Raw genomic sequence first — 21,022 nt, forward strand, 5'->3', positions numbered from 1 at the left:
GTCACGATGGATGACATGACGACGCTCGACACCTCTGTGTTCCACGCCCCGACCTCCCGCGACCGCCGCACCGACAGCCTGCTCGACGACCTGCGCTCGGGTACGCCGTGGGCCCTGGTCTTCGGCGGGCAGGGCGGGGACTGGCTCGGCCCGCTGGCCGACCTCGTCCGCGACTTCGCGCTGGACGCCGACGTCGCCGACCTCGTGCGCCGCTCGGACCGCATGCTGGCGCCCGTGGCCACCGAGCTCGCCCGTGCGGGCGTCGCCTTCGACCCCGTGGCGTGGGTGGACGTGCTCGCCGTCGGCGAGTCCGCCGAGGACGACGACGCCCCGGGCCTGCCCGCCGGTGCCGACGTCACGGCCCCGGCCGCCTCGGTCCCCGGCATCACCCTCGCGCAGCTCGCCGGTCTGCGTGCGCTGACGCGCCAGGGTCTCGACGTCGCCGCCCACCCGCCCGTCGCCGTGGCCGGCCACTCGCAGGGGGTCCTCGCCGCCGAGGCGCTCGCCGGCGTCCCGGACGTCGAGGTGCTCGCGCTCGCCCGCCTGGTCGGTGCCGCCGCGCAGGTCGTCGGCCGTCGCCGCGGGCTGCTCGGACAGACGATGCTGGCCGTCTCGGGAGTCGTCCCCGAGCGCGTCGCCGCCATCGTCGAGGGCACCGGCGCCGTCTGCCACATCCGCAACGGGCGCCGCTCCGTGGTGCTGTCCGGTCCGTCCGCGGCCCTCGCCGCCGCCACCGCCCGCCTCGAGCAGGTGGCCGCCGACGAGAAGGACGAGCGTGAGCGCAAGGTCACCGGCGGTGCGCCGTTCGCCCCGGTGATCGAGCCGGTCGAGTCCGCCCTCGCGTTCCACCACCCCGACCTCGCCGAGACGGCCGACCTCGTGGCCGAGTGGGCGGCCCGCATCGGCATCGACGCCGAGCACGCCCGCCACGCGACGCAGCGCGCCATCATCGACCCGGTCGACTGGGTCGTCGACGTCACCGCCGCACTCGACGCCGGAGCCGAGTGGGTCCTCGACCTCGGGCCCGGCGACCTCGCCTCGCGCCTCACCGCCGCCGAGACCCGCTCGCGCGGCGTCGGCCTGGTGGCCCCCACGACGCGTCGTGGCCACCGCGAGCTGACGATCACCGGCGCTCGCCCCGCCGTGCCCGTCGCGTGGTCCACCTTCGCGCCGCGTCTCGTGACGCTGCCCGACGGCTCCACCTCGGTCGAGACCGCGTTCACGCGCGCCACCGGCAAGTCGCCGATCCTGCTCGCGGGCATGACGCCCACCACCGTGGACGCGCCGATCGTGGCCGCCGCGGCCAACGCCGGCTTCTGGTCCGAGCTCGCCGGTGGCGGCCAGGTGACCGAGGAGATCTTCGACGCCCGCATCGCCGAGCTGGACTCGCTGCTCGACGAGGGCGCGACCTACCAGTTCAACTCGCTCTTCCTCGACCCCTACCTGTGGCGCCTGCAGCTGGGCCAGAACCGGCTCGTCCAGCGCGCCCGCGCCGCCGGCGCCCCGATCGACGCCGTCATCGTGACGGCCGGCATCCCCGAGCTCGACGAGGCCGTCGCCCTCGTCGACGAGCTGACCGAGGCCGGCATCGAGCACGTCGTGTTCAAGCCCGGCACGGTGCGCCAGATCCGCGAGGTCCTCGCGATCGCCAAGAAGGTCGACCGCACCGTCATCGTGCAGGTCGAGGGAGGCCGCGCCGGTGGCCACCACTCGTGGGAGGACCTGGACGACCTGATCCTGGCCACCTACGGCGAGCTGCGCGCCCAGTCGAACGTCGTGCTGTGCGTCGGCGGCGGCATCGGCACCTCCGACGCCGCGGCCGCGTGGCTGACCGGCACGTGGGCCCAGCGCCACGGCTTCCCCGACATGCCCGTCGACGGCATCCTCGTCGGCACCGCCGCCATGGCGACCCTCGAGGCCACGACGGCCCCCGAGGTCAAGCAGATGCTCGTCGAGACCCGCGGCACCGGTGCCTGGGTCGGCGCCGGCACCGCCAAGAACGGCATGGCCTCTGGCCGCAGCCAGCTCGGCGCCGACATCCACGAGATCGACAACACCGCGTCGCGCACCGGCCGACTCCTCGACGAGGTCGCCGGCGACGCCGACGCGGTCGCCCGTCGCCGCGACGAGATCGTCGAGGCTCTCGACCGCACCGCCAAGCCGTACTTCGGCGACGTCGCCGCGATGACCTACGCCCGCTGGCTCGGCCGCTTCGTCGAGCTCTCCGGCACCGCCGCCGACGGCTCGGCCCAGTGGCTCGACGTGTCGCTGCGCGACCGGTTCCACGCCCTGGCGCAGCGCGCCGAGGCCCGCCTCGCCGAGCAGGACCGTGGCGAGATCGCGACGCTCTTCGCCGAGCCGACCGACGTCGAGGACGGCCCGGCCGCCCTCGACCGCCTGCTCGCGGCGTACCCCGACGCCGCCTCCGTGACCCTGCACCCGGCGGACGAGGCGTTCTTCGTCGAGGTCTGCCGTCGGGCCGGCAAGCCCGTGAACTTCGTGCCGGTCGTCGACGCCGACGTGCGTCGCTGGTGGCGCTCGGACTCCCTGTGGCAGGCGCACGACCCGCGCTACGGCGCCGACGAGGTCTGCATCATCCCCGGCACGGCCAGCGTCGCGGGCATCACGCGCGTCGACGAGCCCGTCGCCGAGCTGCTGCAGCGCTTCGAGGACGCCGCGGTCGACGCCCTGCTCGCCTCGGGCCGCGCCCCGCAGCGCGTGCCGGCGCGTCGCCGTGAGGGCGACAGCCGCCTCGCCGCCCCGCTCGCCGTGGTCCTCGCCGCCCCCGACGTGGTCTGGGCGGGCCGCACCGTCACCAACCCCGTGCACCGCCTCGGTGCCGAGTGGGTGCTGACCGACACCGACTCCGCCGAGCAGGCCGCCACCGGCGCCCGTCTCGTCGCCTCGGGCGACTCCGCCGCCGACCTCACCGTGCCGCTCGGTCACGGCCGCGAGCTGACGCTGCGCATCGAGGTGCCGTCCGGCGCCGCGCGCGGCCACGCCCCGGTGGTCACCACCGACGCCGCCGTGTCGGCCATGGCCCAGATCGTCAGCGGTGCCGTCGCCGGCAGCCTTCCTGAGGTCTCCAACGGCGTCGCGCACCTCGACGTCGACTGGGACCCGGACCTGGCCGCCGACCACGCCGCCGTCAGCGCCGGGCCGCTCGTGCTCGGCCGCCACCGCGTGCCCGACGTGCTGGTCGGACTGGCCTGGCCCGCGGTCTTCGCCGTGATCGGCGACGCCCGGAACGCCGAGGGCGTCCCCGTCGTCGAGGGCATGCTCGACCTGGTCCACCTCGACCACGCGATCACCGCCCAGCCGCTGCCGACCGAGCGCACCCCGCTCGGGATCCGCGCCGCCCTGACGGGTGTGGAGGAGTCCCAGTACGGCCGCGTCGTCACCGTCGACGTCACGGTCGGCGACGTCGCCACGATGCGCGAGCGGTTCGCGATCCGCGGCCGCACGGGCGCCGCCTCCCTGGCCGACCCCGCTCGTGCGGGTGACGTCCTGGGCGACGACGAGGTCAAGGACACCCCGCGCCGGACCCGCGCCCGCGTGACCGTGACCGCCCCGTCCGACCTCGGCGCGTTCGCCTCGGTCACCGGCGACCACAACCCGATCCACACCAGCGTCGCCGCCGCCCGCCTGGCCGGGCTCGGCGCGCCCATCGTGCACGGCATGTGGACCTCCGCCGCCGCGCAGCACGCGGTCTCCGACGAGACTGGACGCCGCATCGCCGGCTGGACCACGCGCTTCATGGCCCCCGTCGCTCCGGGTGCCGAGGTGGAGGTCCGCGCCGACCGCGTGGGCCTGTCCCACGGCCGCGAGGTGCTGGACGTCACCGTGCGCGCCGAGGGCGAGATCGTCATGGCCGCCTCGGCCGTGCTGGAGGCGCCCCGCACCGCCTACGCCTTCCCCGGCCAGGGCATCCAGAGCCCCGGCATGGGCATGGCCGGCTACCAGCGCTGCCCCGCCGCGCGCGAGGTCTGGGACCGTGCCGACAAGCACACCCGCTCCGCGCTCGGCTTCTCGATCCTGACGGTCGTCCGCGACAACCCGACCGATCTCACCGTCCGCGGCGTCACGCACCACCACCCCGACGGCGTGCTCTACCTGACGCAGTTCACGCAGGTCGCGATGGCCGTGCTGGGCGCCGCCCAGATGGCCGAGCTCCGTGAGGGCGGCGCGTTCGTGGACGGCGCGGTCCTGGCCGGCCACTCCGTCGGCGAGTACAACGCGCTCGCCGCGGTCTCGGGCGTCATCAGCCTCGAGGCCGTCGTCGAGGTCGTGTTCCAGCGCGGCTCGGTCATGCACACCCTCGTGCCCCGTGACGAGAAGGGCCGCAGCGACTACCGCCTCGCGGCGATCCGCCCCTCGCAGATCGGCCTGGCCGACGACGAGGTGAAGGACTACGTCGAAGGCCTCGGTGAGGCCTCGGGCGAGTTCCTGCAGATCGTCAACTACAACATGCGGGGCTCGCAGTACGCGATCGCCGGCACCGTCCGGGGCCTCGAGGTCCTGGAGAAGGACGTGGCCGAGCGCCGCGCTCGGTTCGGTGGCAAGGCCGCGTTCATCCTCGTGCCCGGCATCGACGTGCCGTTCCACAGCCGCGTGCTGCACGGCGGCGTGCCGGACTTCCGTCACAAGCTGCAGGAGCTGCTGCCGCCGTCGATCGACCCGTCGATCCTCGAGGGTCGCTACGTCCCCAACCTCGTGCCGAAGCCGTTCAGCCTGGACGAGGACTTCATCCGCGAGGTCGAGGAGTACGTCGGCACCACCGTCCCGCGGTCGGAGGACCCGGGCATGCTGTGCCGCGACCTGCTGATCGAGCTGCTGGCCTGGCAGTTCGCCAGCCCCGTGCGCTGGATCGAGACGCAGGACCTCATGTTCATCCCCGTCGAGGAGGGTGGCCTGGGCGTCGAGCGCTTCGTCGAGGTCGGCGTCGGCTCGGCCCCGACCGTGGCCAACCTGGCGTCCGGCACGCTGAAGCTGCCCGGCTACCCGAGCGTCGAGGTGCTGAACGTCGAGCGCGACGCCGCCGCCGTGTACGGGACCGACGAGGACCCGGCCCCGGTGGAGGACGAGGCCCCCGAGGCGACCGTCGAGGCCAGCGCGCCGCAGCAGGCCGCCGCCCCCGCGGCCGCTCCGGCCGGCGGATCCGCCACGCAGACGGCCGCCGACCTGCCCTTCTCGGCAGCCGATGCCACGAAGGTCCTCATCGCGTGGTGGACGAAGCTGCGCCTGGACCAGCTCGGTGCGGCCGACACGATCGAGTCGCTGACCGACGGCGCGTCCAGCCGCCGCAACCAGCTGCTGATCGACCTCGGCGGCGAGCTGTCGCTGGGCGCGATCGACGGCGCCGCGGAGGCGGACATCGTCACGCTGGGCGGTCAGGTCGACGCCCTCGCGCGCACCTACAAGCCGTTCGGCCCGGTCCTGGCCGAGGCCTTCGGCGACCACCTCAAGAAGGTGCTCGGCCCGACGGGTCGCAAGCAGTCGGCCGTCGCCGAGCGCGTCGCGGGTGCGTGGCAGCTCGGCTCGGGCTGGGCCTCGCACGTCCTGGCCGAGCTGGCCATGGTGACCCGCGAGGGCCAGAGCGTCCGCGGCGGCGCGTTCGGCGAGGCGTCGATCGCCTCGGCGGGCGACGTCGACGCGGCCATCGACGCCGCGGTCCAGGCGGTCGCCTCGCGCCACGGCGTGACGGTGCAGATGCCGTCCGCGGGCGGTGGCGACGGCGCCACGATCGACGCGGAGGCGCTCGGCGAGTTCACGGCGGCCATCACCGGCCGCGACGGCGTGCTCGCCTCGGCGGCGCGACTCGTGCTGGAGCACCTCGACCTGGTCGACGTGCCCGCGACGGCCGAGCCCGACGAGCAGGCGGCCGCGGTCGTCGCGCGGGTCGAGGCCGAGCTGGGCACCGACTGGATCAAGGCCACCGAGGGCGTCTTCGACGCCGAGCACGCGGTCGTCCTGGACGACCGCTGGGCGTCGGCACGCGAGGACCTCGCACGCCTGGCGCACGGCGACGAGGTCGTCGGCTCCTTCACCGGGACCGGCGAGGTCGTGGCGAAGCAGGCCGAGCACTGGCTCGCCCGGACCGGCGACGAGCGGTTCGCCCGCATCGCCGGGGAAGCGCGCGACACGTCCGCCGGCACCTTCGCCGGCGAGGTCGCGGTCGTGACCGGTGCGGCCGACGGCTCGATCGCCGGCTCCGTCGTGGGCGAGCTGCTCGCGGGCGGTGCCACGGTCGTGGCCACCACGTCCTCGCTGGCGCCGAAGAAGCTGCGCTTCTTCAAGGACCTGTACCGGCGCAACGCCCGCGCCGGCGCGGTCCTGTGGGTCGTGCCCGCGAACCTGGCGTCGTTCGCCGACGTGGACGCGCTGGTCGAGTGGATCGGGGCCGAGCAGTCCCGTACCGCCGCCGGCGTCACGACAGTGTCGAAGCCCTCGCTGACCCCGACGCTGCTGGTGCCGTTCGCGGCCGGCCGGGTCATGGGCGACGCGACCGAGGCCGGCCCCCGCGCCGAGCTCGAGATGCGCATCCTGCTGTGGTCGGTCGAGCGGCTCGTCGGCGCCCTGTCGTCGTCGGTCACCGACCGCAACCTCGACGCCCGCCTGCACGTGCTGCTGCCGGGCTCGCCCAACCGCGGCATGTTCGGCGGCGACGGCGCGTACGGCGAGGCCAAGGCCGCGCTCGACGCCCTCGTCACCAAGTGGGGCTCGGAGAAGCGCTGGGCCGACAAGGTCACGCTGGCCCACGCCATCATCGGCTGGGTCCGCGGCACGGGCCTCATGGGCGCCAACGACCCGCTCGTCGAGGCCGTCGAGACCGCCGGCGTGCGCACCTGGTCGCCCGACGAGATGGCCGCCGCGCTGCTCGAGGCCTGCACCCCGCAGGCCCGTCAGCAGGCGACCGAGGGTCCGCTGACCCTCGACCTCACGGGAGGCCTCGGCGAGGCCGACCTCGACATGAAGGCCCTCGGTGATCGAGTAGCACGCGAGCGCAGCGAGCGGCGTATCGAGATCACGGACGAGAACTCGACGATCCCGGCGCTCCCCGCGCCCCCGTCGCGCCTCGACCGCGTCGAGACGCCCGAGTGGGCCGGCGTCACCGCCCGTCCCGAGGACCTCGTGGTCATCGTGGGCGCCGGCGAGCTGGGCCCGTACGGCTCGTCGCGCACGCGCTTCGAGATGGAGGTCGAGGACCGCCTGTCCGCCGCCGGCGTGCTCGAGCTGGCGTGGTCCACCGGGCTGCTCAGCTGGGACGCGACCAACCGCGGCTGGTTCGACACCGAGTCCGGCGAGGTCGTCGCCGAGCACGAGATCGCCGACCGGTACGAGGACGCGGTCCGCGAGCGCATCGGCGTCCGCCGGTACGTCGACGACGGCGACATGGTCGACAACACCGCGCCGCTGCTGGCGTCGGTGTACCTCGACCAGGACCTGACCTTCACGGTCTCGGGGCAGGCAGAGGCGCAGGCGATGCGCGACGCCGACCCCGAGCACACGGTGATCAGCCAGGACGGCGAGGGCGAGTGGACGGTGACCCGCAAGGCGGGCACGCAGGTCCGCGTGCCGCGCAAGATGAAGCTGACCCGCACGGTCGGCGGCCAGATCCCGACGGGCTTCGACCCGACGGTCTGGGGCGTCCCGGCCGAGATGGTCGAGGCGGTCGACCGCGTGGCGCTGTGGAACCTCATCTGCACCGTGGACGCGTTCCTGTCCTCGGGCTTCACCCCGTCCGAGCTGATGCGCTGGACCCACCCGACCCTGGTGGCGAACACGCAGGGCACCGGCATGGGCGGCATGACGTCGATGCACTCGCTGTACATCGACACCCTGCTGGGCGAGTCGAAGCCGAACGACATCCTGCAGGAGGCGCTGCCGAACGTCATCGCCGCGCACGTGGTCCAGTCCTACGTGGGCAGCTACGGCGCGATGGTGCACCCGGTGGCCGCGTGCGCCACGACCGCGGTGTCGGTCGAGGAGGGCGTGGACAAGATCCGCCTCAACAAGGCCGAGTTCGTCGTGGCCGGCGGCTTCGACGACCTCTCGGTCGAGGGCATCGTGGGCTTCGGCGACATGTCGGCCACCGCGGACTCCGCGGCGATGGCCGCCAAGGGCCTCGAGGACCGCTACTTCAGCCGGGCCAACGACCGTCGCTACGGCGGGTTCGTGGAGTCGCAGGGCGGCGGCACGATCCTGCTGGCCCGCGGTGACCTGGCGGCGCGGATGGGCCTCCCGGTGCTCGGAGTCGTGGCCTACGCGGCCTCGTTCGCCGACGGCGTTCACACGTCGATCCCGGCGCCGGGCCTCGGTGCCCTGGCGGCAGGCCGTGGTGGACGCGAGTCGCAGCTGGCCCGCTCCCTCTCGGCCCTCGGCGTGGGCGCGGACGACATCGGCGTGCTGTCCAAGCACGACACGTCGACCGGCGTCAACGAGCGCAACGAGTCCGAGCTGCACGAGCGGCTGGCGGCGGCCCTGGGCCGCAGCGAGGGCAACCCGCTGTACGTCATGAGCCAGAAGGCGCTGACCGGCCACAGCAAGGGCGGCGCGGCCGCCTTCCAGCTGATCGGGCTGTGCCAGGTGCTGGAGGGCGGCGTCCTGCCGCCGAACCGGAGCCTGGACTGCGTCATGGACGACCTGGCCGAGCACGAGCACCTCGTGTGGCTGCGCGAGCCGCTGGCGACCGGGCCGCTCAAGGCGGGCCTGCTGACCAGCCTCGGCTTCGGTCACGTGGCCGGTCTGATCGCCGTGGTGCACTCGCAGGCGTTCGTGGAGTCGCTCCCCGCCGACGAGCGCGACGCGTACCTCGAGGCGGCGGAGCGTCGCCGGATCGACGGTCGCATGCGCCTCGTGGACGCCATGTACGGCGGCGACGCGCTGTACCGGCGTCCGGCCGACCGTCGCCTGGGCGACTCGGGCGTGCGCGAGCGCGAGGCGGCCCTGCTGCTCGACGCGAGCGGCCGCCTGGGCGAGGACGGGGTCTACGCGTGCCGGTGATCGGCACCGGGATCGACCTGGTGGACGTGCCCGGATTCGCCGAGCAGCATCGGCGACCGGGCACCCGCGCCGGCAGTGCCTTCACAGCTGCCGAGCGCCGCGACGCCCGGAGTTCTCCTTCTGGCTCCGGGCGTCGCACCCCCGATCAGGAGATGGCGTCCCTCGCCGCCCGCTGGGCGGTCAAGGAGGCGTTCATCAAGGCCTGGTCGGAGTCGCTGTGGGGGACCCCGCCGCCCCTCGGCGAGCACGTGCACGACCAGATCGAGGTCATCCGCGACGCGTGGGGCCGTCCCCGCATCCGCCTGCACGGCGACGTCGCGAAGCATCTCGAGGACGTCACGGTGCACGTCAGCCTCAGTCACGACGGTCCCGCCGCCATCGCGATGGTGACCCTCTCCGCCTGACCCGAGATCTTCCGCTCTTGGTGACTTGCGCCCTCCGCGAACAGGACTTCCCCCGGGGCGGTGGCGGCGGTTGGCTGGGGTGATGGAGCTCCTCGTCCTCGGCGGCACCGCCTTCCTCGGCCACGAGATCGCCCGGTCGGCGCTCGCGCGGGGGCACCGCGTGACGTGTGCAGCGCGCGGGTCGGCCGAGCCTCCCGCCGGGGTCGCCTTCGTGCGGGTCGACCGCGACGAGGACGACGGCCTCGCGCCTCTCGCGGGCAGGCGGTGGGACGTCGTCATCGACGTCGCGCGGCAGCCGGGCCACGTGAGACGCGCCGTGCGCGACCTGACCGCGGATCACCGGGTCTTCGTGTCCAGCGGCAACGCGTACGCCGACTTCTCCTCGATCGAGCAGTGCGAGGACGCCGCCACCCTGGCGCCGCTCGTGGCCGACACGATGTCCTCGGACGACGACTACGGCGCCGCCAAGGTGGCCTGCGAGCAGGCGGTGCTGGCCGCCGGGCCGGCCGCCGTGGTGAGGTCCGGGCTCATCGCCGGGCCGGGGGACTGGTCGGGCCGCAGCGGCTACTGGCCGTGGCGCTTCGCGCACCCCGTGGGCCCGGAGGTGGTGGTCCCGGACGACCTCCACTTCCCGTGCGCCATGGTCGACGTCCGCGACCTCGCGGCCTGGATCGTCGGCCTCGCCGAGCGGCGGGTCGAGGGGACGTTCAACGCCACCGGCCCCACGACCGACCTCCAGAGCGTCCTGCAGGTGGCCGGCCGGGTCGCGAAGTCGACGGCGCGACCACGGCCCGTGCCGATCGAGCGGCTGCGCGACCTGGGCGTCGGCGACTGGATGGGTCCTGCCACGCTGCCGCTGTGGATCGACGACCCCGAGTGGCGCGGCTTCGCCACGATGGACACCGGCCGCGCGCGGGCGCAGGGCCTGACGACGCGCTCGCTCGAGGAGACGCTGGCCGACGTCCTGGTCTGGGAGGAGACCCGCACCCAGCCCCGCCGTTGCGGCCTCACCGACGACGAGGAGCGCCGCGTCCTGACCGCGCTCTGACGCGGCTCAGGTGGCTCCGGCCTCGGCGGCCAGCAGGTAGGTGCCGAGCAGGCGCTTGAGCTCGATGATGGCCTCGTCGTGCTCCTGCAGGTCGCGCACCGAGAAGTTGAGCATCGAGTACGACATGTGCACCAGGACCTCGGCCATGATCTTGCGCCGGTCGCGCGGGGTCCCCGGCGTGAGGGGCGCCAGCACGTGCGCCACCCGGGCGGCCAGCTGCTGCTCCGTGACCTCGGCCGTGGCGCGGGTGATCGGCGTGGACTGCACGGCGTACCAGACGGCGCTGCGGGAGGGATCGTTGATCCACAGCTGGCTCATGTGGTCGACGAGCCGGTCCAGCAGCACGAGCCAGTCGAGCGTGGGCAGCTCGGCGGCCAGCTTGTCGAGCTCGGACTGGATCGCCACGGCGTTCAGCCGGTCCAGCTCGCACACGATGACGTACTTGTTCGCGAAGAACTGGTAGAGGGTGCCGATGGGTAGTCCGGCGCGCTGCGCGACCTCCTCGCACGTGAACGACTCGAAGCCCACGTCGAGGAGCACGTCGCGCGACGCCTGGAGCAGGCTGTCGAACTTGACCTTGCTGCGCTCCTGCGTGGGACGTCGGCGAGGTTCGAGGATCTGGGCGGCCATCACGCGCGCCAGACTACCCGTGAATTACTTGGAAGTAGCGTGAAGTCCGTGCTGGACGAGGGGATCGATCATGGCGCCGATCCCGTCGAAGCCCGAACCCACCGTCTGACCGGCCGCGTGGCGGAAGTAGATGCCCTCCAGGATGACCGCGAGCTTGAAGTACGCCAGCCCCAGGTGGAAGCCCAGCTCGCTGACGTCCCGTCCCGATCGCGCGGCGTAGCGCTCGACGACCTCGTCGGGGGAGAGGTACCCGGGCGCCTGCGGCGCGTCGGTGACCTGACCGCTCGACGGCCCGGCGCTCAGGGCCAGGTGCTGGTACGCCAGCATGACGGCCACGTCGGTGAGCGGGTCGCCGAGCGTGCTCATCTCCCAGTCCAGGACGGTGGTGATGCGGTCGCCGTCCTCGGTGTCGACGAGCACGTTGTCGAGGCGGTAGTCGCCGTGCACGATCGTGCTCTCGCTCGTCGCGGGCACCGAGCTCGTCAGCCGCTCGGCCAGCTCGTCGATGCCCTCGATCTCGCGCGAGCGCGAGGAGTCCAGCTGCTTCTTCCAGCGGGCGACCTGGCGCGTGAGGTAGCCGTCGGGGCGACCGAAGTCGCCCAGGCCGACGGCCTCGTAGTCCACCGCGTGCAGGTCGGCCAGGGTGTCCACGAGGCGCTCGGTGACGGCGCGCGTGCGCTCCGCCCCGATGACCTCGAGGTCCTTGGCGCGCTGGAAGGCGGTGCCCGACATGCGCTCCATGACGTAGAACTTCGCGCCGATGACCGACTCGTCGGTGCACTCGGCGATCATGCGCGGCACGGGGACGGCGGTGCCGGCCAGCGCCGCCATCACGCGGTGCTCACGACCCATGTCGTGGGCGGTGGCCAGCACGTGTCCCAGCGGCGGGCGGCGCACGATGACGTCGCGCTCGCCGTTGGTGACGGCGTACGTCAGGTTGGACTTGCCACCGGTGATGAGCGACGCGCTGAGCGCCCCCGGGATCTCCCCGGGGGCCTCAGCGTCGAGCCACGTGCGCAGGGCCTCGAGGTCGAGTCCCTGGACGACGTCAGGAGCGGTCACGTCAGTCCTTCGGTCCGCCGGCGACGTAGATGACCTGGCCGGAGACGAAGCCGGCACCCTCGCTGCACAGGAAGGCGGCGGTGTGCGCGATGTCCTCGGGCTGGCCGACGCGCTGCACGGGGATCTCCTTCGAGGCGTACTCGATGAAGTCGTCGAACGGCACGCCGATTCGCTCGGCCGTCGCGGCGGTCATGTCGGTCTGGATGAAGCCCGGGGCGATCGCGTTGGCGGTGACGCCGTACTTGCCCAGCTCGATCGCGAGGGTCTTGGTGAAGCCCTGCAGACCGGCCTTGGCGGCGGAGTAGTTGGCCTGGCCGCGGTTGCCCAGCGCCGAGGTGCTGGAGAGGTTCACGACGCGGCCGTACTTGGCCTCGGTCATGTGCTTCTGGACGGCCTTGGTCATGAGGAACGAGCCCTTGAGGTGCACGTCCATGACCAGGTCCCAGTCGTCGGTGGTCATCTTGAACAGCAGGTTGTCGCGGATCACGCCGGCGTTGTTGACCAGCACGGTCGGCGCGCCGAGCTCGTCGGCGACCTTCGACACGGCCGCCTCGACGGCGTCGGCGTCGGCGACGTTGGCGCCGACGGCGAGGGCCTGGCCACCGGCCGCGACGATCTCGTCGACGACGGTCTGGCAGGCCGACTCGTCGAGGTCGAGGACGGCGACCTTGAAGCCGTCGGCGGCGAATCGCTTGGCGATGCCGGCGCCGATGCCACGGGCGGCTCCGGTGATGATGGCGGTACGGGGTTCGGACACGTGCGGTCTCCTTGGGTGTCTAAGCGCTTGCTTAGTCACCGTATCGCACGCACCTCAGGTGCGAAAGGTCACATCGGAAACACCACCAATGAATATGAGGGAATCCTCACGTTTCGGCTATAGTCGAGGAATGCCTCATGTTTCTGACGACCGGCTGACGACGCAGACGACCACCGCGGGAGCGGTCCCGCGCGCGGGACTGGAGTCCCGTCGACGGGAGCGGTTCGCTCGCGTCGAGCCGCGCGGCGCCCGGGTGCACACCGCCCGCGAGCGCGCCGAGCTGCTCATGGACGAAGGCACCTTCGTCGAGCTCGCCCCGCTCCGCGCAGCCACCCCCGGCGCGGGCAGCGGCGTCATCACCGGCTGGGGCCTCGTGGACGGCCGTCCCGTCGTCGTGGCCTGCCACGACGCCGCCATCGCGTCCGGCGCGATCGGCGCGGTCATGGCCGAGGCCATCTGCCGCGCCCAGCGCTTCGCGATCGAGCGCGGCTTCCCGATCGTCTACGTGAACGACTCCGGCGGAGCCCGGGTGCCCGACGGCATCCTCGCCCTGCACGGCTGCGGCGAGATCTTCGCGCTCAACGTGGAGGCGCAGCAGCGCATCCCGCAGATCTCGGTGATCCTCGGCCCGTGCGCCGGCGCCGCGGCCTACTCGCCCGCGCTGACCGACTGGACCATCATGGTCAAGGGCCACGGCCACATGTTCCTGACCGGTCCCGACATCGTGCGCGCCGCCACCGGCGAGGACGCCACGGCCGACGAGATCGGCGGCTCCGGCATGCACACCCGCACGAGCGGCGTGGCGCACCTCGAGGTCGAGACCGAGCTCGACGCGCTGCAGTCGGTCCGCCACCTGCTGTCGTACCTGCCCTCGAACGCCGACGGCGTGCTGCCCGTGACCGCCCCCGTGCCGGTCAACCAGACCGCCGCCGAGGCGCTGCCCCAGGTCGTGCCCGAGAAGGCCAGCGTCATCTTCGACATGCACCAGGTCATCGACGGCGTGCTCGACAACGGCGCCCGCCTCGAGCTCTCGCCCGAGTACGCCGGCAGCGCCCTGACGCTGTTCGGCCGCGTGGAGGGGCGCCCCGTGGGCGTCGTCGCCAACCAGCCCGCCGTCCGCGGCGGCATCCTGGACTCCAAGAACTCGGTCAAGATCGCCCGCTTCGTGGAGTTCTGCGGCCGCTTCGGCATCCCGATCATCACCCTCGTCGACGTGCCCGGCTTCCTGCCCGGCACGGTCGAGGAGGGCCGCGGCATCATCACGCAGGGCGCCAAGGTGCTCAAGGCGTACGTCGAGGCGAAGAAGTCGATGCGCCTGACCGTGGTGGTCCGCAAGGCCTACGGCGGTGCCTACATCGCGATGGGCTCCACCTCGCTGGGCGCCGACCACGCGTGGGCCTGGTCCAACGCCGAGATCGCCGTGATGGGCCCCGGCGGTGCGGTGGGCCTGCTGCACCGCCGCGCGCTGGCCGCCGCCGAGGACCCCGCCGCGCTGCGCGACGAGCTCGCCGCGGAGTACCGCGAGAACGTCGCCCGCCCCTACGTGGCGGCCGAGGCCGGGATCATCGAGGACGTCATCCACCCCGAGGAGACGCGCGACCGCCTCGTCGCCTCGCTGCGTCTGCTGGAGCACCGATGATCGACGCGAAGGCCGAGATCGTCGGCAACGTGTGGAAGATCCTCGCCCGCGAGGGCGACCAGGTGGGTCCCGGCGACCCGCTGGTCATCCTCGAGTCGATGAAGATGGAAATTCCCGTCATCTCACCTGTCCATGGTCATGTCGCCGGCATTCTCGTGGCCGAGGGCCAGATCGTCCAGGAGGGCGACCCGGTCGTCGAGATCGACGACACCCTCGGCGCGTGACGGTTCTCGGTCACCACGGCCCGGCCTCGCGGACGCTGCGTGGCAGGATGCCGGAGTGACCGAGTACCGCCACGAGATCCCGATGCGCTGGGCCGACCTGGACTCGTTGAACCACGTCAACAACGTCGTCTACCTCAAGTACGCGGAGAACGCGCGGGCCGCGATCCCGCAGCTGCCCGAGGGTCCGATCGGCACGATGTCCATCCAGTTCAAGCGCCCGCTGCTGCTGGGCCGGCGTCCCGTCGTGGTCACGAGCAGCATCGAGGGGAACCGGGTCCTGCAGTCGATCGGCCTGGCCGACTCGGACGCCGTGTTCGCCACCATCGAGGTCGTCCACGGCGGCCTGGCCGCCGGGGGTCCGCTGAACGCGGCGGCCCAGCCGGGGGCGATCGCGCTGCGGCACACCGACCTCGACGCCACCGGCGTGGTCAACGAGGCGCAGGTGTTCGAGCTCTTCCAGGAGACGCGCGTCCCGTTCATCAACGGCGTGCTGACGCGGGCCACCCCGGGCAACTTCGTCGTCGCGAGCGTCGAGGCGCGCTACCACCGCCCCATCACGCCGCAGGAGCGGCTCGAGTCCACGGCGCGCGTCGGACGGGTCGGCAACGCGTCCTTCACCATCGAGGCCCAGCTGGGCGCCGACGGTCAGGCGTTCGCCTCGTCCCTCGCTGTGCTGGTGGGCTTCGACGCCGCCACGCAGTCCTCGCGGACGTTCACCGACGCCGAGCGCGAGACGCTCGCGGCGGCGATGGGCTGATCAGCTCGGCGAGTTGATCATGAAGTTCGCGGCGTGCTGCGCGTACGCCCAGAACTGCGCGTCGTGCTCGGGGTCGAGCTTGGCGGCGTCGAGGCCCTCGCGGAAGTGCTTGAGCCAGCGGTCGCGCCCGTCCTCGGTGACGGCATAGGGCGCGTGCCGCATGCGCAGTCGCGGGTGCCCGCGGCGCTGCGAGTACTCGGTCGGGCCGCCCCAGTACTGCTCGAGGAACATCGTCAGGCGCTCGGCCGCGGGCCCGAGATCCTCCTCGGGGTACATCGGCCGGAGCACCTCGTCCTGCGCGACACCCTGGTAGAAGACGTCGACGATCAGCTCGATCGTCGCGCGTCCGCCGATCGCCTCGTAGAACGTCTCCTGCTGCGGCTGTTCGGTCATGCGGTGCCTCCCGAGGGCGGAAGTGTGGTGGAGGGGATGCGGACGCCGGCCTCGTCGAACCGGCGCAGCACGCGGCTGCGCAGGGCGCGGCCCACGTCGGCCTGGTGCAGGGGAGCGGTCTTGAGCACGGTGCGCACGACGGCGCCGTCCTTGTCGAAGCGCTCGACGCCCCACACCTCGGGCTCCTCGATGATCACGGCCGAGAGCGTGGAGTCGGTGGCGAGCGCGTGGGCCTCCTCGCGCAGGATCCGCTGGACCAGCTCGAGGTCGGAGTCGTAGGCGACGGTCACGTCGAGCACGGTGCGCGCCCACTCCTGGCTGTGGTTGCCGACGCGCAGGATCTCGCCGTTGCGGACGTACCAGACGGTGCCGTTGACGTCGCGCAGCCGAGTGACGCGCAGGCCGACGGCCTCGACGGTGCCGATGGCCTCACCGACGTCGACCGCGTCGCCCACGCCGTACTGGTCCTCGAGGATCATGAAGATCCCCGAGAGGAAGTCCTTCACGAGGGTCTGGGCGCCGAAGCCCAGCGCGACGCCGGCCACTCCGGCACCGGTCAGCAGCGGGGCGATCGGCAGCCCGAAGACGCCGAGCACCATGACGAACGCGATGCTCCAGATGACGCCCGAGGCGATGCTGCGCAGCAGCGATCCCATCGTCTCGGCGCGCTGACGGCGGCGCTCGCTCGAGCCGTTGCGCAGGTCGGCCAGGAACACGCCGGCCTTGGACTGGGCGAGGATCCCCGGGACCGCTCCCTTCGCGGCGCGCCCCGTGAGGCGGTTGATGAACCGGTGGGCGAGCCAGCGCAGCACGATCGCGATGAGCACGATGAGCAGGGCCCGTCCGGGCACGTCCAGCAGCCAGCCGGCGAGGTCCTCCGGCGTCCATGTCCAATCCACCCCTCAACCCTACGGGTGAGGGTTCACGCCCAGATGCCGGTGGATACGATGGGCCCATGAGCCCCGCCCGAGTGATCACCGCCGTCACCGCCGCCCTGCTCGCCGTCGTCGCTGCCGCGACCCCGGCCTCGGCCAGCACCGCCCCCGAGTCCTGGCCCGTGGACGAGGCGGCCCTGTCCACCATCGAGTGGATCGGCCTGTTCATCGGCGGCACGGCGCTCGTCTACGTCGTCATCTGGGTCCTCGCCGCCGCGGTCAACGCCAAGAGCACGCACTTCGTCCCGGAGATCCCGCCCGCGACCCCCAAGGCGGATCACGACATCGAGGCCACGCAGCGCATGCCGCTGCCCGCCGCCGAGGGCACCCCGAAGCACTGATCCATGGTTGAGGACGCCCGGAACCGGTTCGCCGAGGACGTCTTCACCTACCGCGTGACGAAGGACGGCAAGGTCCTCGTCTCGTGGCAGGGCCGCACGGTCACCACGGTGTCCGGCCGGGCCGCCGAGCGGCTCGTCACGCGCCTCGAAGCCGCCGACCGCCGCGAGGTGCAGCACCTCCTCGCCCGCGCCACGGGCCACTTCAAGCACTAGCCGCCCGCGCGCTTGTCAGTCGCCCGCTCCGGGCCGCATGCTGGAGCGACAGGTGGAACTGCCACGGTCGGGGGCGACATGGCGAGGCGGCGCAGGAGTCGGTCGGGCCGAGCACCGTCGCGCTCCGACGGGGAGGCCGAATCCGCCCTCGGCCTCACGCGCCGGGTGAAGGTGATCGCGGCCGGTCTTGCCTCGATCGTCGCCGCCTGGGCGGTGTCCTACCTCGGTCCCGGGATCTGGTCGCAGGCCCAGGAGGCCGCCGGCCGCGATCCGCTGCAGGTCACGGTGCTGATGCCGGACGAGTTCGACTCGATGGTCGAGGCCGATCACCGCGGCGAGCACGTCTGGCCCCCTGATGCCCCGGAGGTGAAGACGCACGCGGCCGCCCACATCGCGGCGCGCGGCGGAGAGGCGGCGATGGAGGCGGTCGGCGCGCCGGTCGTCTATGACGCGGCCACCACGCTGTTCCGCCTCCAGCTGCGCGCAGCCACCGACGAGCCGGTGACCATCCACCAGTTCGCGGTGAAGATGCAGGACAGACAGCCGCCGCTCGCCGGCTACTGGTTCACCGGGGACAAGGGTGGGGCGGCTGACGTCTCCTACCTCGCGGTGTCGCTCGACGACGAGAAGGTCGTCTGGCTCGATCCCGTGACGGGCCGGGAGAGCCAGCCGAAGTCGCTCGAGGTGACCCGGTCGGACCTGGAGTTCGTCGACGTGCTCGCGCGGGCCACCGCGTGTGCGTGCTCGTGGAGGCTCGAGCTCACCTACAGCACGGCCGACGGCGAGCGTGGCCGCATCGAGGTCGCGCCCGGACCGGGTGAAAACGACGTCTTCCGCACCACCGGGCTCGATGCCGCCGCGGTGGTGCACCTGCCGTACGGCTGCACGCCGCCGCCGAGATCGCCCGACCTCTGCGAAGGACTGCCAATGAGCGAATCGGGATGACTTCTTTCACTTTTCCGAATCCTTGCCTTTGTTTAGTCCACAAAGAAGAAGGGTGATCTCGCTAAGGTGAATTGATGATGAGTGGGCGATATTCGCCTTTCGTCGAAGAATTCATGCCGAAAAGGGAGAAATCATGGCGCAGCGCGTGATCACCATTCTTTCCAGCGACATCTCGGGCGAGGAGATCCAGGACGGCAAGGGAGAGACCGTCTCGTTCGCCCTCGATGGCACCAGCTATGAGATCGACCTGACGAAGAAGGAGGCCGATGCCCTCCGCGCCTCGCTCGAGACCTACGTCAAGGCCGCGCGCAAGGCACCGTCGCGCGGTACCTCCGCGCGCCGCAGCGGCAGCGGCAGCGCCGGATCCGGATCGGGTCGCAGCCCGGAGGAGCTCGCCCACGTGCGGACGTGGGCGAAGGAGAACGGCTACGAGGTGAGTGAGCGCGGCCGGATCAAGAAGGAGGTCCTGGACGCCTTCGACGCCGCGCCGTGATCGTCGGGCTCAGCGGCGCGCCACCCGTTGGCGTCCCGGCGCCGATGACGAACGGCCGAGGGGCAGACGCGATCGATGGCGATGGGTGACATGCGAAAGCCCAGGGTGTCGATCGCGTGCGGGTTCCTCGTCGCATGCCTTGGCGTGGCAGCAATCTTCGTCGCCTTCTCGAGCTGGAGCTGGTTCGGACCGCAGTGGGACGACATCACGGCGGGACTCGCCCTGGCCGCCGCGGCAGCCTCGGCGGTCGGAATCATGGTCGCCGGTCGTGAAGCACTCGCCTTCGTTCTCACCCTGGTTCTCGCGTGCGCCTTGGCCTACGTGTCAGTCATGCGCAATGTCGAGATTGTTTTGGGGTTCTGGGTGCTTTACACAGCAGCACCGATCATCGTTCTGGGCCTGGTCGCCGCACTGATCGCAGATTCGCGCGCACGAACCTGAGGACTGCCACGAGGCTTCTTACGACGATTCGGAGGTCTGACGCTCGACGATGTCGTCACTCAGCGGATGATCCGCATGGCGCGGAACTTGCCGGTCAGGACGGGCGCGAGCGTCTCGGCGTAGGTCACCGTGATGTGCGTGTGGTCGCGGTACACGTTGGCGCCGCCGATCACCGCGGGGCAGAAGCCCTTCTTGCAGAAGCGGGGCCGCAGGTCGAGGGCCGTGGCGCCGCGCGTCTTCTTCGCGGTCAGCAGGAACGGGTCGCGCGAGAGGCCGGCCTTCGTCGAGACGCCGCACTTCCTCGCACCGCGGATGGCGCCGTACTTCACGAGGCACTTCTGCGGCTCACCCTTGAGGCGCGGGTTGTCGCTGATGGCCACGATCCGCACGCCCTTGCGGATCACCGGTCGCCAGAGCGCGCGCATCTTGATGACCTGCGACCTCGCGCTGCCCGACACCTGGCGCGCGTACCCGGTGGTGACGACCACGTCGGTGCGCGGCGCCTGCTTGAGGAGCCAGCGCTGGAGGTTCTTGCGGTAGAGCGTGCACGGACGGACGCGGGACTTGTCGGGGTGATTCACCCGCGATGTCGTCCACGAGCACGAGCCGCGCACCTGCACCTCCAGCGAGATGCGCCCGGCCCGGGCCATCTCGACGAAGGCGGGCATGATCGCGCGGGCATGGGAGTCGCCCACGAGGATCACGTGCGGACGGCCGGCGGCCCGGGTGCCGAAGGTGCAGCCCCGGTTCAGGCGGATCTGCTGGACGCCACTCTGGTAGCACTGCTTGCCGGGGTACTGGGCGGTCTCGCGCTTGGCGATGCCCGGGCGCTGGATCAGCTTGCCCTTGAGCGCGGGGTTGTAGCACCGCTCCTTGGCCATCGACGCGGCACCGAAGCAGCGGGGCCGCGCGACGGCCGCAGTCTGGACGACCTGCGGAGCGACGACCGCGGTGGCGAGCGGGGCCACGGCTGCGGGCTGCCTCGCGGGCTCGTGGGTCGATGCGGAGGCGGAGACCAGCACGCCGGCGCCCACCACGGCCGCCGCGACCAGCGCGATCCTCGTTCGGAGCTGCCCCCACTCCATACTCCACGATCACCCCGATCGGGCGCCGTGGCAAGGGGGATCAGTCGCTGCTGTCCAGCCTCCAGCGGCCGTCCTCGCGGATGAAGGTGTAGGTCTCGGAGCTCGAGAAGTCCTCGTACTCGTCGACGTCGTCAGCTCCGGTCTCCTCGACCACGAGGATCCCGATCGGCCCGAGCCGCAGGCCCCACATCGGGTCTCCCTCGCGAGACACCGGGGGACGGGCAGCCAAGGAGGCGCACGTGAACGGCTCGTCGTACAGGTCGTCGCGGAAGCTCTGGGTCGTGACGGCCACCAGTGCGGCGCAGTCCTGGCTGGCCTCCGCCTGCGTGAAGTCGGCATACGTGCGCTCGAGGGGCTCGGAGTCGAATGCACCCGAGCTCCACAGCGCGATCGCCGGCAGGGCGCCGGCCAGGGCGGCCACCACGAACACGATCGGCAGGATCCAGACCAGCTTCGAGCGCTTCACGGGGACGAGGTCCTCGGTGCGCACCTGGGCGCGCGGCTGGACCGCCGGCCGCGCCGGGGGCTGGGGCGTCGCGGGCCGGCTCAGGGGAGCGGTGTGCTGCGTCCACTCCGATCCGTCGAACCAGCGCAGCTGGCCATGTCCGTCGTCGTACCAACCGGGCGGGGTGATCGGCCTGGGAGCGTCCAT

Annotated in this window: 18 protein-coding genes; 11 read left to right on the forward strand and 7 right to left on the reverse strand. The window is 72.2% G+C overall.

Annotated features, from left to right (window positions below):
- The first annotated feature begins 15 nt into the window (after positions 1-15).
- The 3 genes from ACY1JX_RS13005 (at position 16) to ACY1JX_RS13015 (ending at position 10,455) form a co-directional block, all read left to right on the forward strand.
- Positions 16-9,003: a fatty acid synthase subunit beta domain-containing protein gene (locus tag ACY1JX_RS13005; RefSeq protein WP_462564218.1), complete on the forward strand. Its 8,988-nt coding sequence runs from the start codon at positions 16-18 to the stop codon at positions 9,001-9,003.
- Complete coding sequence (gene acpS / locus ACY1JX_RS13010) at positions 8,994-9,407, forward strand: holo-ACP synthase AcpS (protein ID WP_181752601.1); 414 nt, start codon at positions 8,994-8,996, stop codon at positions 9,405-9,407. The genes ACY1JX_RS13005 and acpS overlap by 10 nt, the downstream gene beginning before the upstream one ends.
- An 82-nt stretch (positions 9,408-9,489) precedes the next feature.
- Positions 9,490-10,455, forward strand: a complete 966-nt coding sequence (locus ACY1JX_RS13015; RefSeq protein ID WP_462564219.1) for an NAD-dependent epimerase/dehydratase family protein — start codon at positions 9,490-9,492, stop codon at positions 10,453-10,455.
- 6 nt (positions 10,456-10,461) lie between these two features.
- Here the strand turns inward: ACY1JX_RS13015 and ACY1JX_RS13020 are convergent, their stop codons facing one another.
- The 3 genes from ACY1JX_RS13020 to fabG are packed head-to-tail and all read right to left on the reverse strand — an operon-like array spanning position 10,462 to position 12,904.
- Positions 10,462-11,085 (reverse strand): TetR family transcriptional regulator, encoded by a 624-nt coding sequence (locus ACY1JX_RS13020; RefSeq protein ID WP_181752597.1) that lies wholly within the window; start codon positions 11,083-11,085, stop codon positions 10,462-10,464.
- Between the two features lie 24 nt (positions 11,086-11,109).
- Complete coding sequence (locus ACY1JX_RS13025; protein WP_286931426.1) at positions 11,110-12,147, reverse strand: phosphotransferase family protein; 1,038 nt, start codon at positions 12,145-12,147, stop codon at positions 11,110-11,112.
- A gap of 1 nt (position 12,148) precedes the next feature.
- On the reverse strand, positions 12,149-12,904 hold the full coding sequence (fabG, locus tag ACY1JX_RS13030) for a 3-oxoacyl-ACP reductase FabG (protein ID WP_286931427.1): 756 nt from the start codon (positions 12,902-12,904) through the stop codon (positions 12,149-12,151).
- 130 nt (positions 12,905-13,034) lie between these two features.
- On the opposite strand from fabG, the gene ACY1JX_RS13035 reads away from it, so the two are divergent.
- From ACY1JX_RS13035 to ACY1JX_RS13045, 3 genes are read left to right on the forward strand one after another with little or no spacing between them, the layout of a single operon-like run.
- Positions 13,035-14,543, forward strand: coding sequence for an acyl-CoA carboxylase subunit beta (locus tag ACY1JX_RS13035; RefSeq protein WP_462564220.1), 1,509 nt, complete (start codon positions 13,035-13,037; stop codon positions 14,541-14,543).
- Positions 14,540-14,767: a biotin/lipoyl-binding carrier protein gene (locus ACY1JX_RS13040; protein ID WP_462564221.1), complete on the forward strand. Its 228-nt coding sequence runs from the start codon at positions 14,540-14,542 to the stop codon at positions 14,765-14,767. The genes ACY1JX_RS13035 and ACY1JX_RS13040 overlap by 4 nt, the downstream gene beginning before the upstream one ends.
- 55 nt (positions 14,768-14,822) lie before the next feature.
- Entirely contained in the window at positions 14,823-15,524 is a 702-nt protein-coding gene (locus ACY1JX_RS13045) for a thioesterase family protein (protein WP_462564222.1), read from the forward strand.
- Here the strand turns inward: ACY1JX_RS13045 and ACY1JX_RS13050 are convergent, their stop codons facing one another.
- Together ACY1JX_RS13050 and ACY1JX_RS13055 are read right to left on the reverse strand one after the other, a co-directional pair.
- Entirely contained in the window at positions 15,525-15,917 is a 393-nt protein-coding gene (locus ACY1JX_RS13050) for a globin (protein WP_181752587.1), read from the reverse strand.
- Positions 15,914-16,816 carry a mechanosensitive ion channel family protein gene (locus ACY1JX_RS13055; protein WP_462564223.1) on the reverse strand — a complete coding sequence of 301 codons (903 nt, stop codon included), beginning with the start codon at positions 16,814-16,816 and terminating at the stop codon, positions 15,914-15,916. The genes ACY1JX_RS13050 and ACY1JX_RS13055 overlap by 4 nt, the downstream gene beginning before the upstream one ends.
- A gap of 56 nt (positions 16,817-16,872) precedes the next feature.
- On the opposite strand from ACY1JX_RS13055, the gene ACY1JX_RS13060 reads away from it, so the two are divergent.
- The 5 genes from ACY1JX_RS13060 (at position 16,873) to ACY1JX_RS13080 (ending at position 19,285) form a co-directional block, all read left to right on the forward strand.
- Positions 16,873-17,193 (forward strand): hypothetical protein, encoded by a 321-nt coding sequence (locus ACY1JX_RS13060; protein WP_286931432.1) that lies wholly within the window; start codon positions 16,873-16,875, stop codon positions 17,191-17,193.
- A 3-nt stretch (positions 17,194-17,196) separates the two neighbouring features.
- Positions 17,197-17,406: a hypothetical protein gene (locus ACY1JX_RS13065; RefSeq protein ID WP_462564224.1), complete on the forward strand. Its 210-nt coding sequence runs from the start codon at positions 17,197-17,199 to the stop codon at positions 17,404-17,406.
- Positions 17,407-17,484: 78 nt separating this feature from the next.
- The gene (locus ACY1JX_RS13070; RefSeq protein WP_462564225.1) at positions 17,485-18,351 is read left to right on the forward strand and encodes a hypothetical protein; all 867 of its coding nucleotides are present in this window, start codon (positions 17,485-17,487) and stop codon (positions 18,349-18,351) included.
- Positions 18,352-18,484: 133 nt separating this feature from the next.
- Positions 18,485-18,844: a histone-like nucleoid-structuring protein Lsr2 gene (locus ACY1JX_RS13075; RefSeq protein WP_462564226.1), complete on the forward strand. Its 360-nt coding sequence runs from the start codon at positions 18,485-18,487 to the stop codon at positions 18,842-18,844.
- A 75-nt stretch (positions 18,845-18,919) separates the two neighbouring features.
- Positions 18,920-19,285, forward strand: a complete 366-nt coding sequence (locus tag ACY1JX_RS13080) for a hypothetical protein (RefSeq protein ID WP_462564227.1) — start codon at positions 18,920-18,922, stop codon at positions 19,283-19,285.
- 59 nt (positions 19,286-19,344) lie between these two features.
- Here ACY1JX_RS13080 and ACY1JX_RS13085 read toward each other — a convergent pair whose 3' ends face one another.
- Entirely contained in the window at positions 19,345-20,370 is a 1,026-nt protein-coding gene (locus tag ACY1JX_RS13085; protein ID WP_462564228.1) for an SGNH hydrolase domain-containing protein, read from the reverse strand.
- A 40-nt stretch (positions 20,371-20,410) separates the two neighbouring features.
- The gene (locus ACY1JX_RS13090) at positions 20,411-21,022 is read right to left on the reverse strand and encodes a DUF2510 domain-containing protein (RefSeq protein WP_462564229.1); all 612 of its coding nucleotides are present in this window, start codon (positions 21,020-21,022) and stop codon (positions 20,411-20,413) included.

The sequence above is a fragment of the Aeromicrobium sp. JP4 genome, from assembly GCF_054957925.1.

What these genes read in the sequence shown, in the direction of transcription:
- ACY1JX_RS13090 (WP_462564229.1), bottom strand. Translation starts at nt 21,022, where the DNA reads ATGGACGCTCCCAGGCCGATCACCCCGCCCGGTTGGTACGACGACGGA.
- ACY1JX_RS13070 (WP_462564225.1), top strand. Translation starts at nt 17,485, where the DNA reads ATGGCGAGGCGGCGCAGGAGTCGGTCGGGCCGAGCACCGTCGCGCTCC.
- ACY1JX_RS13050 (WP_181752587.1), bottom strand. Translation starts at nt 15,917, where the DNA reads ATGACCGAACAGCCGCAGCAGGAGACGTTCTACGAGGCGATCGGCGGA.
- ACY1JX_RS13065 (WP_462564224.1), top strand. Translation starts at nt 17,197, where the DNA reads ATGGTTGAGGACGCCCGGAACCGGTTCGCCGAGGACGTCTTCACCTAC.
- ACY1JX_RS13085 (WP_462564228.1), bottom strand. Translation starts at nt 20,370, where the DNA reads ATGGAGTGGGGGCAGCTCCGAACGAGGATCGCGCTGGTCGCGGCGGCC.
- ACY1JX_RS13040 (WP_462564221.1), top strand. Translation starts at nt 14,540, where the DNA reads ATGATCGACGCGAAGGCCGAGATCGTCGGCAACGTGTGGAAGATCCTC.
- ACY1JX_RS13005 (WP_462564218.1), top strand. Translation starts at nt 16, where the DNA reads ATGACGACGCTCGACACCTCTGTGTTCCACGCCCCGACCTCCCGCGAC.
- ACY1JX_RS13080 (WP_462564227.1), top strand. Translation starts at nt 18,920, where the DNA reads ATGGCGATGGGTGACATGCGAAAGCCCAGGGTGTCGATCGCGTGCGGG.
- ACY1JX_RS13060 (WP_286931432.1), top strand. Translation starts at nt 16,873, where the DNA reads ATGAGCCCCGCCCGAGTGATCACCGCCGTCACCGCCGCCCTGCTCGCC.
- ACY1JX_RS13015 (WP_462564219.1), top strand. Translation starts at nt 9,490, where the DNA reads ATGGAGCTCCTCGTCCTCGGCGGCACCGCCTTCCTCGGCCACGAGATC.
- ACY1JX_RS13075 (WP_462564226.1), top strand. Translation starts at nt 18,485, where the DNA reads ATGGCGCAGCGCGTGATCACCATTCTTTCCAGCGACATCTCGGGCGAG.
- ACY1JX_RS13035 (WP_462564220.1), top strand. Translation starts at nt 13,035, where the DNA reads ATGCCTCATGTTTCTGACGACCGGCTGACGACGCAGACGACCACCGCG.
- ACY1JX_RS13020 (WP_181752597.1), bottom strand. Translation starts at nt 11,085, where the DNA reads ATGGCCGCCCAGATCCTCGAACCTCGCCGACGTCCCACGCAGGAGCGC.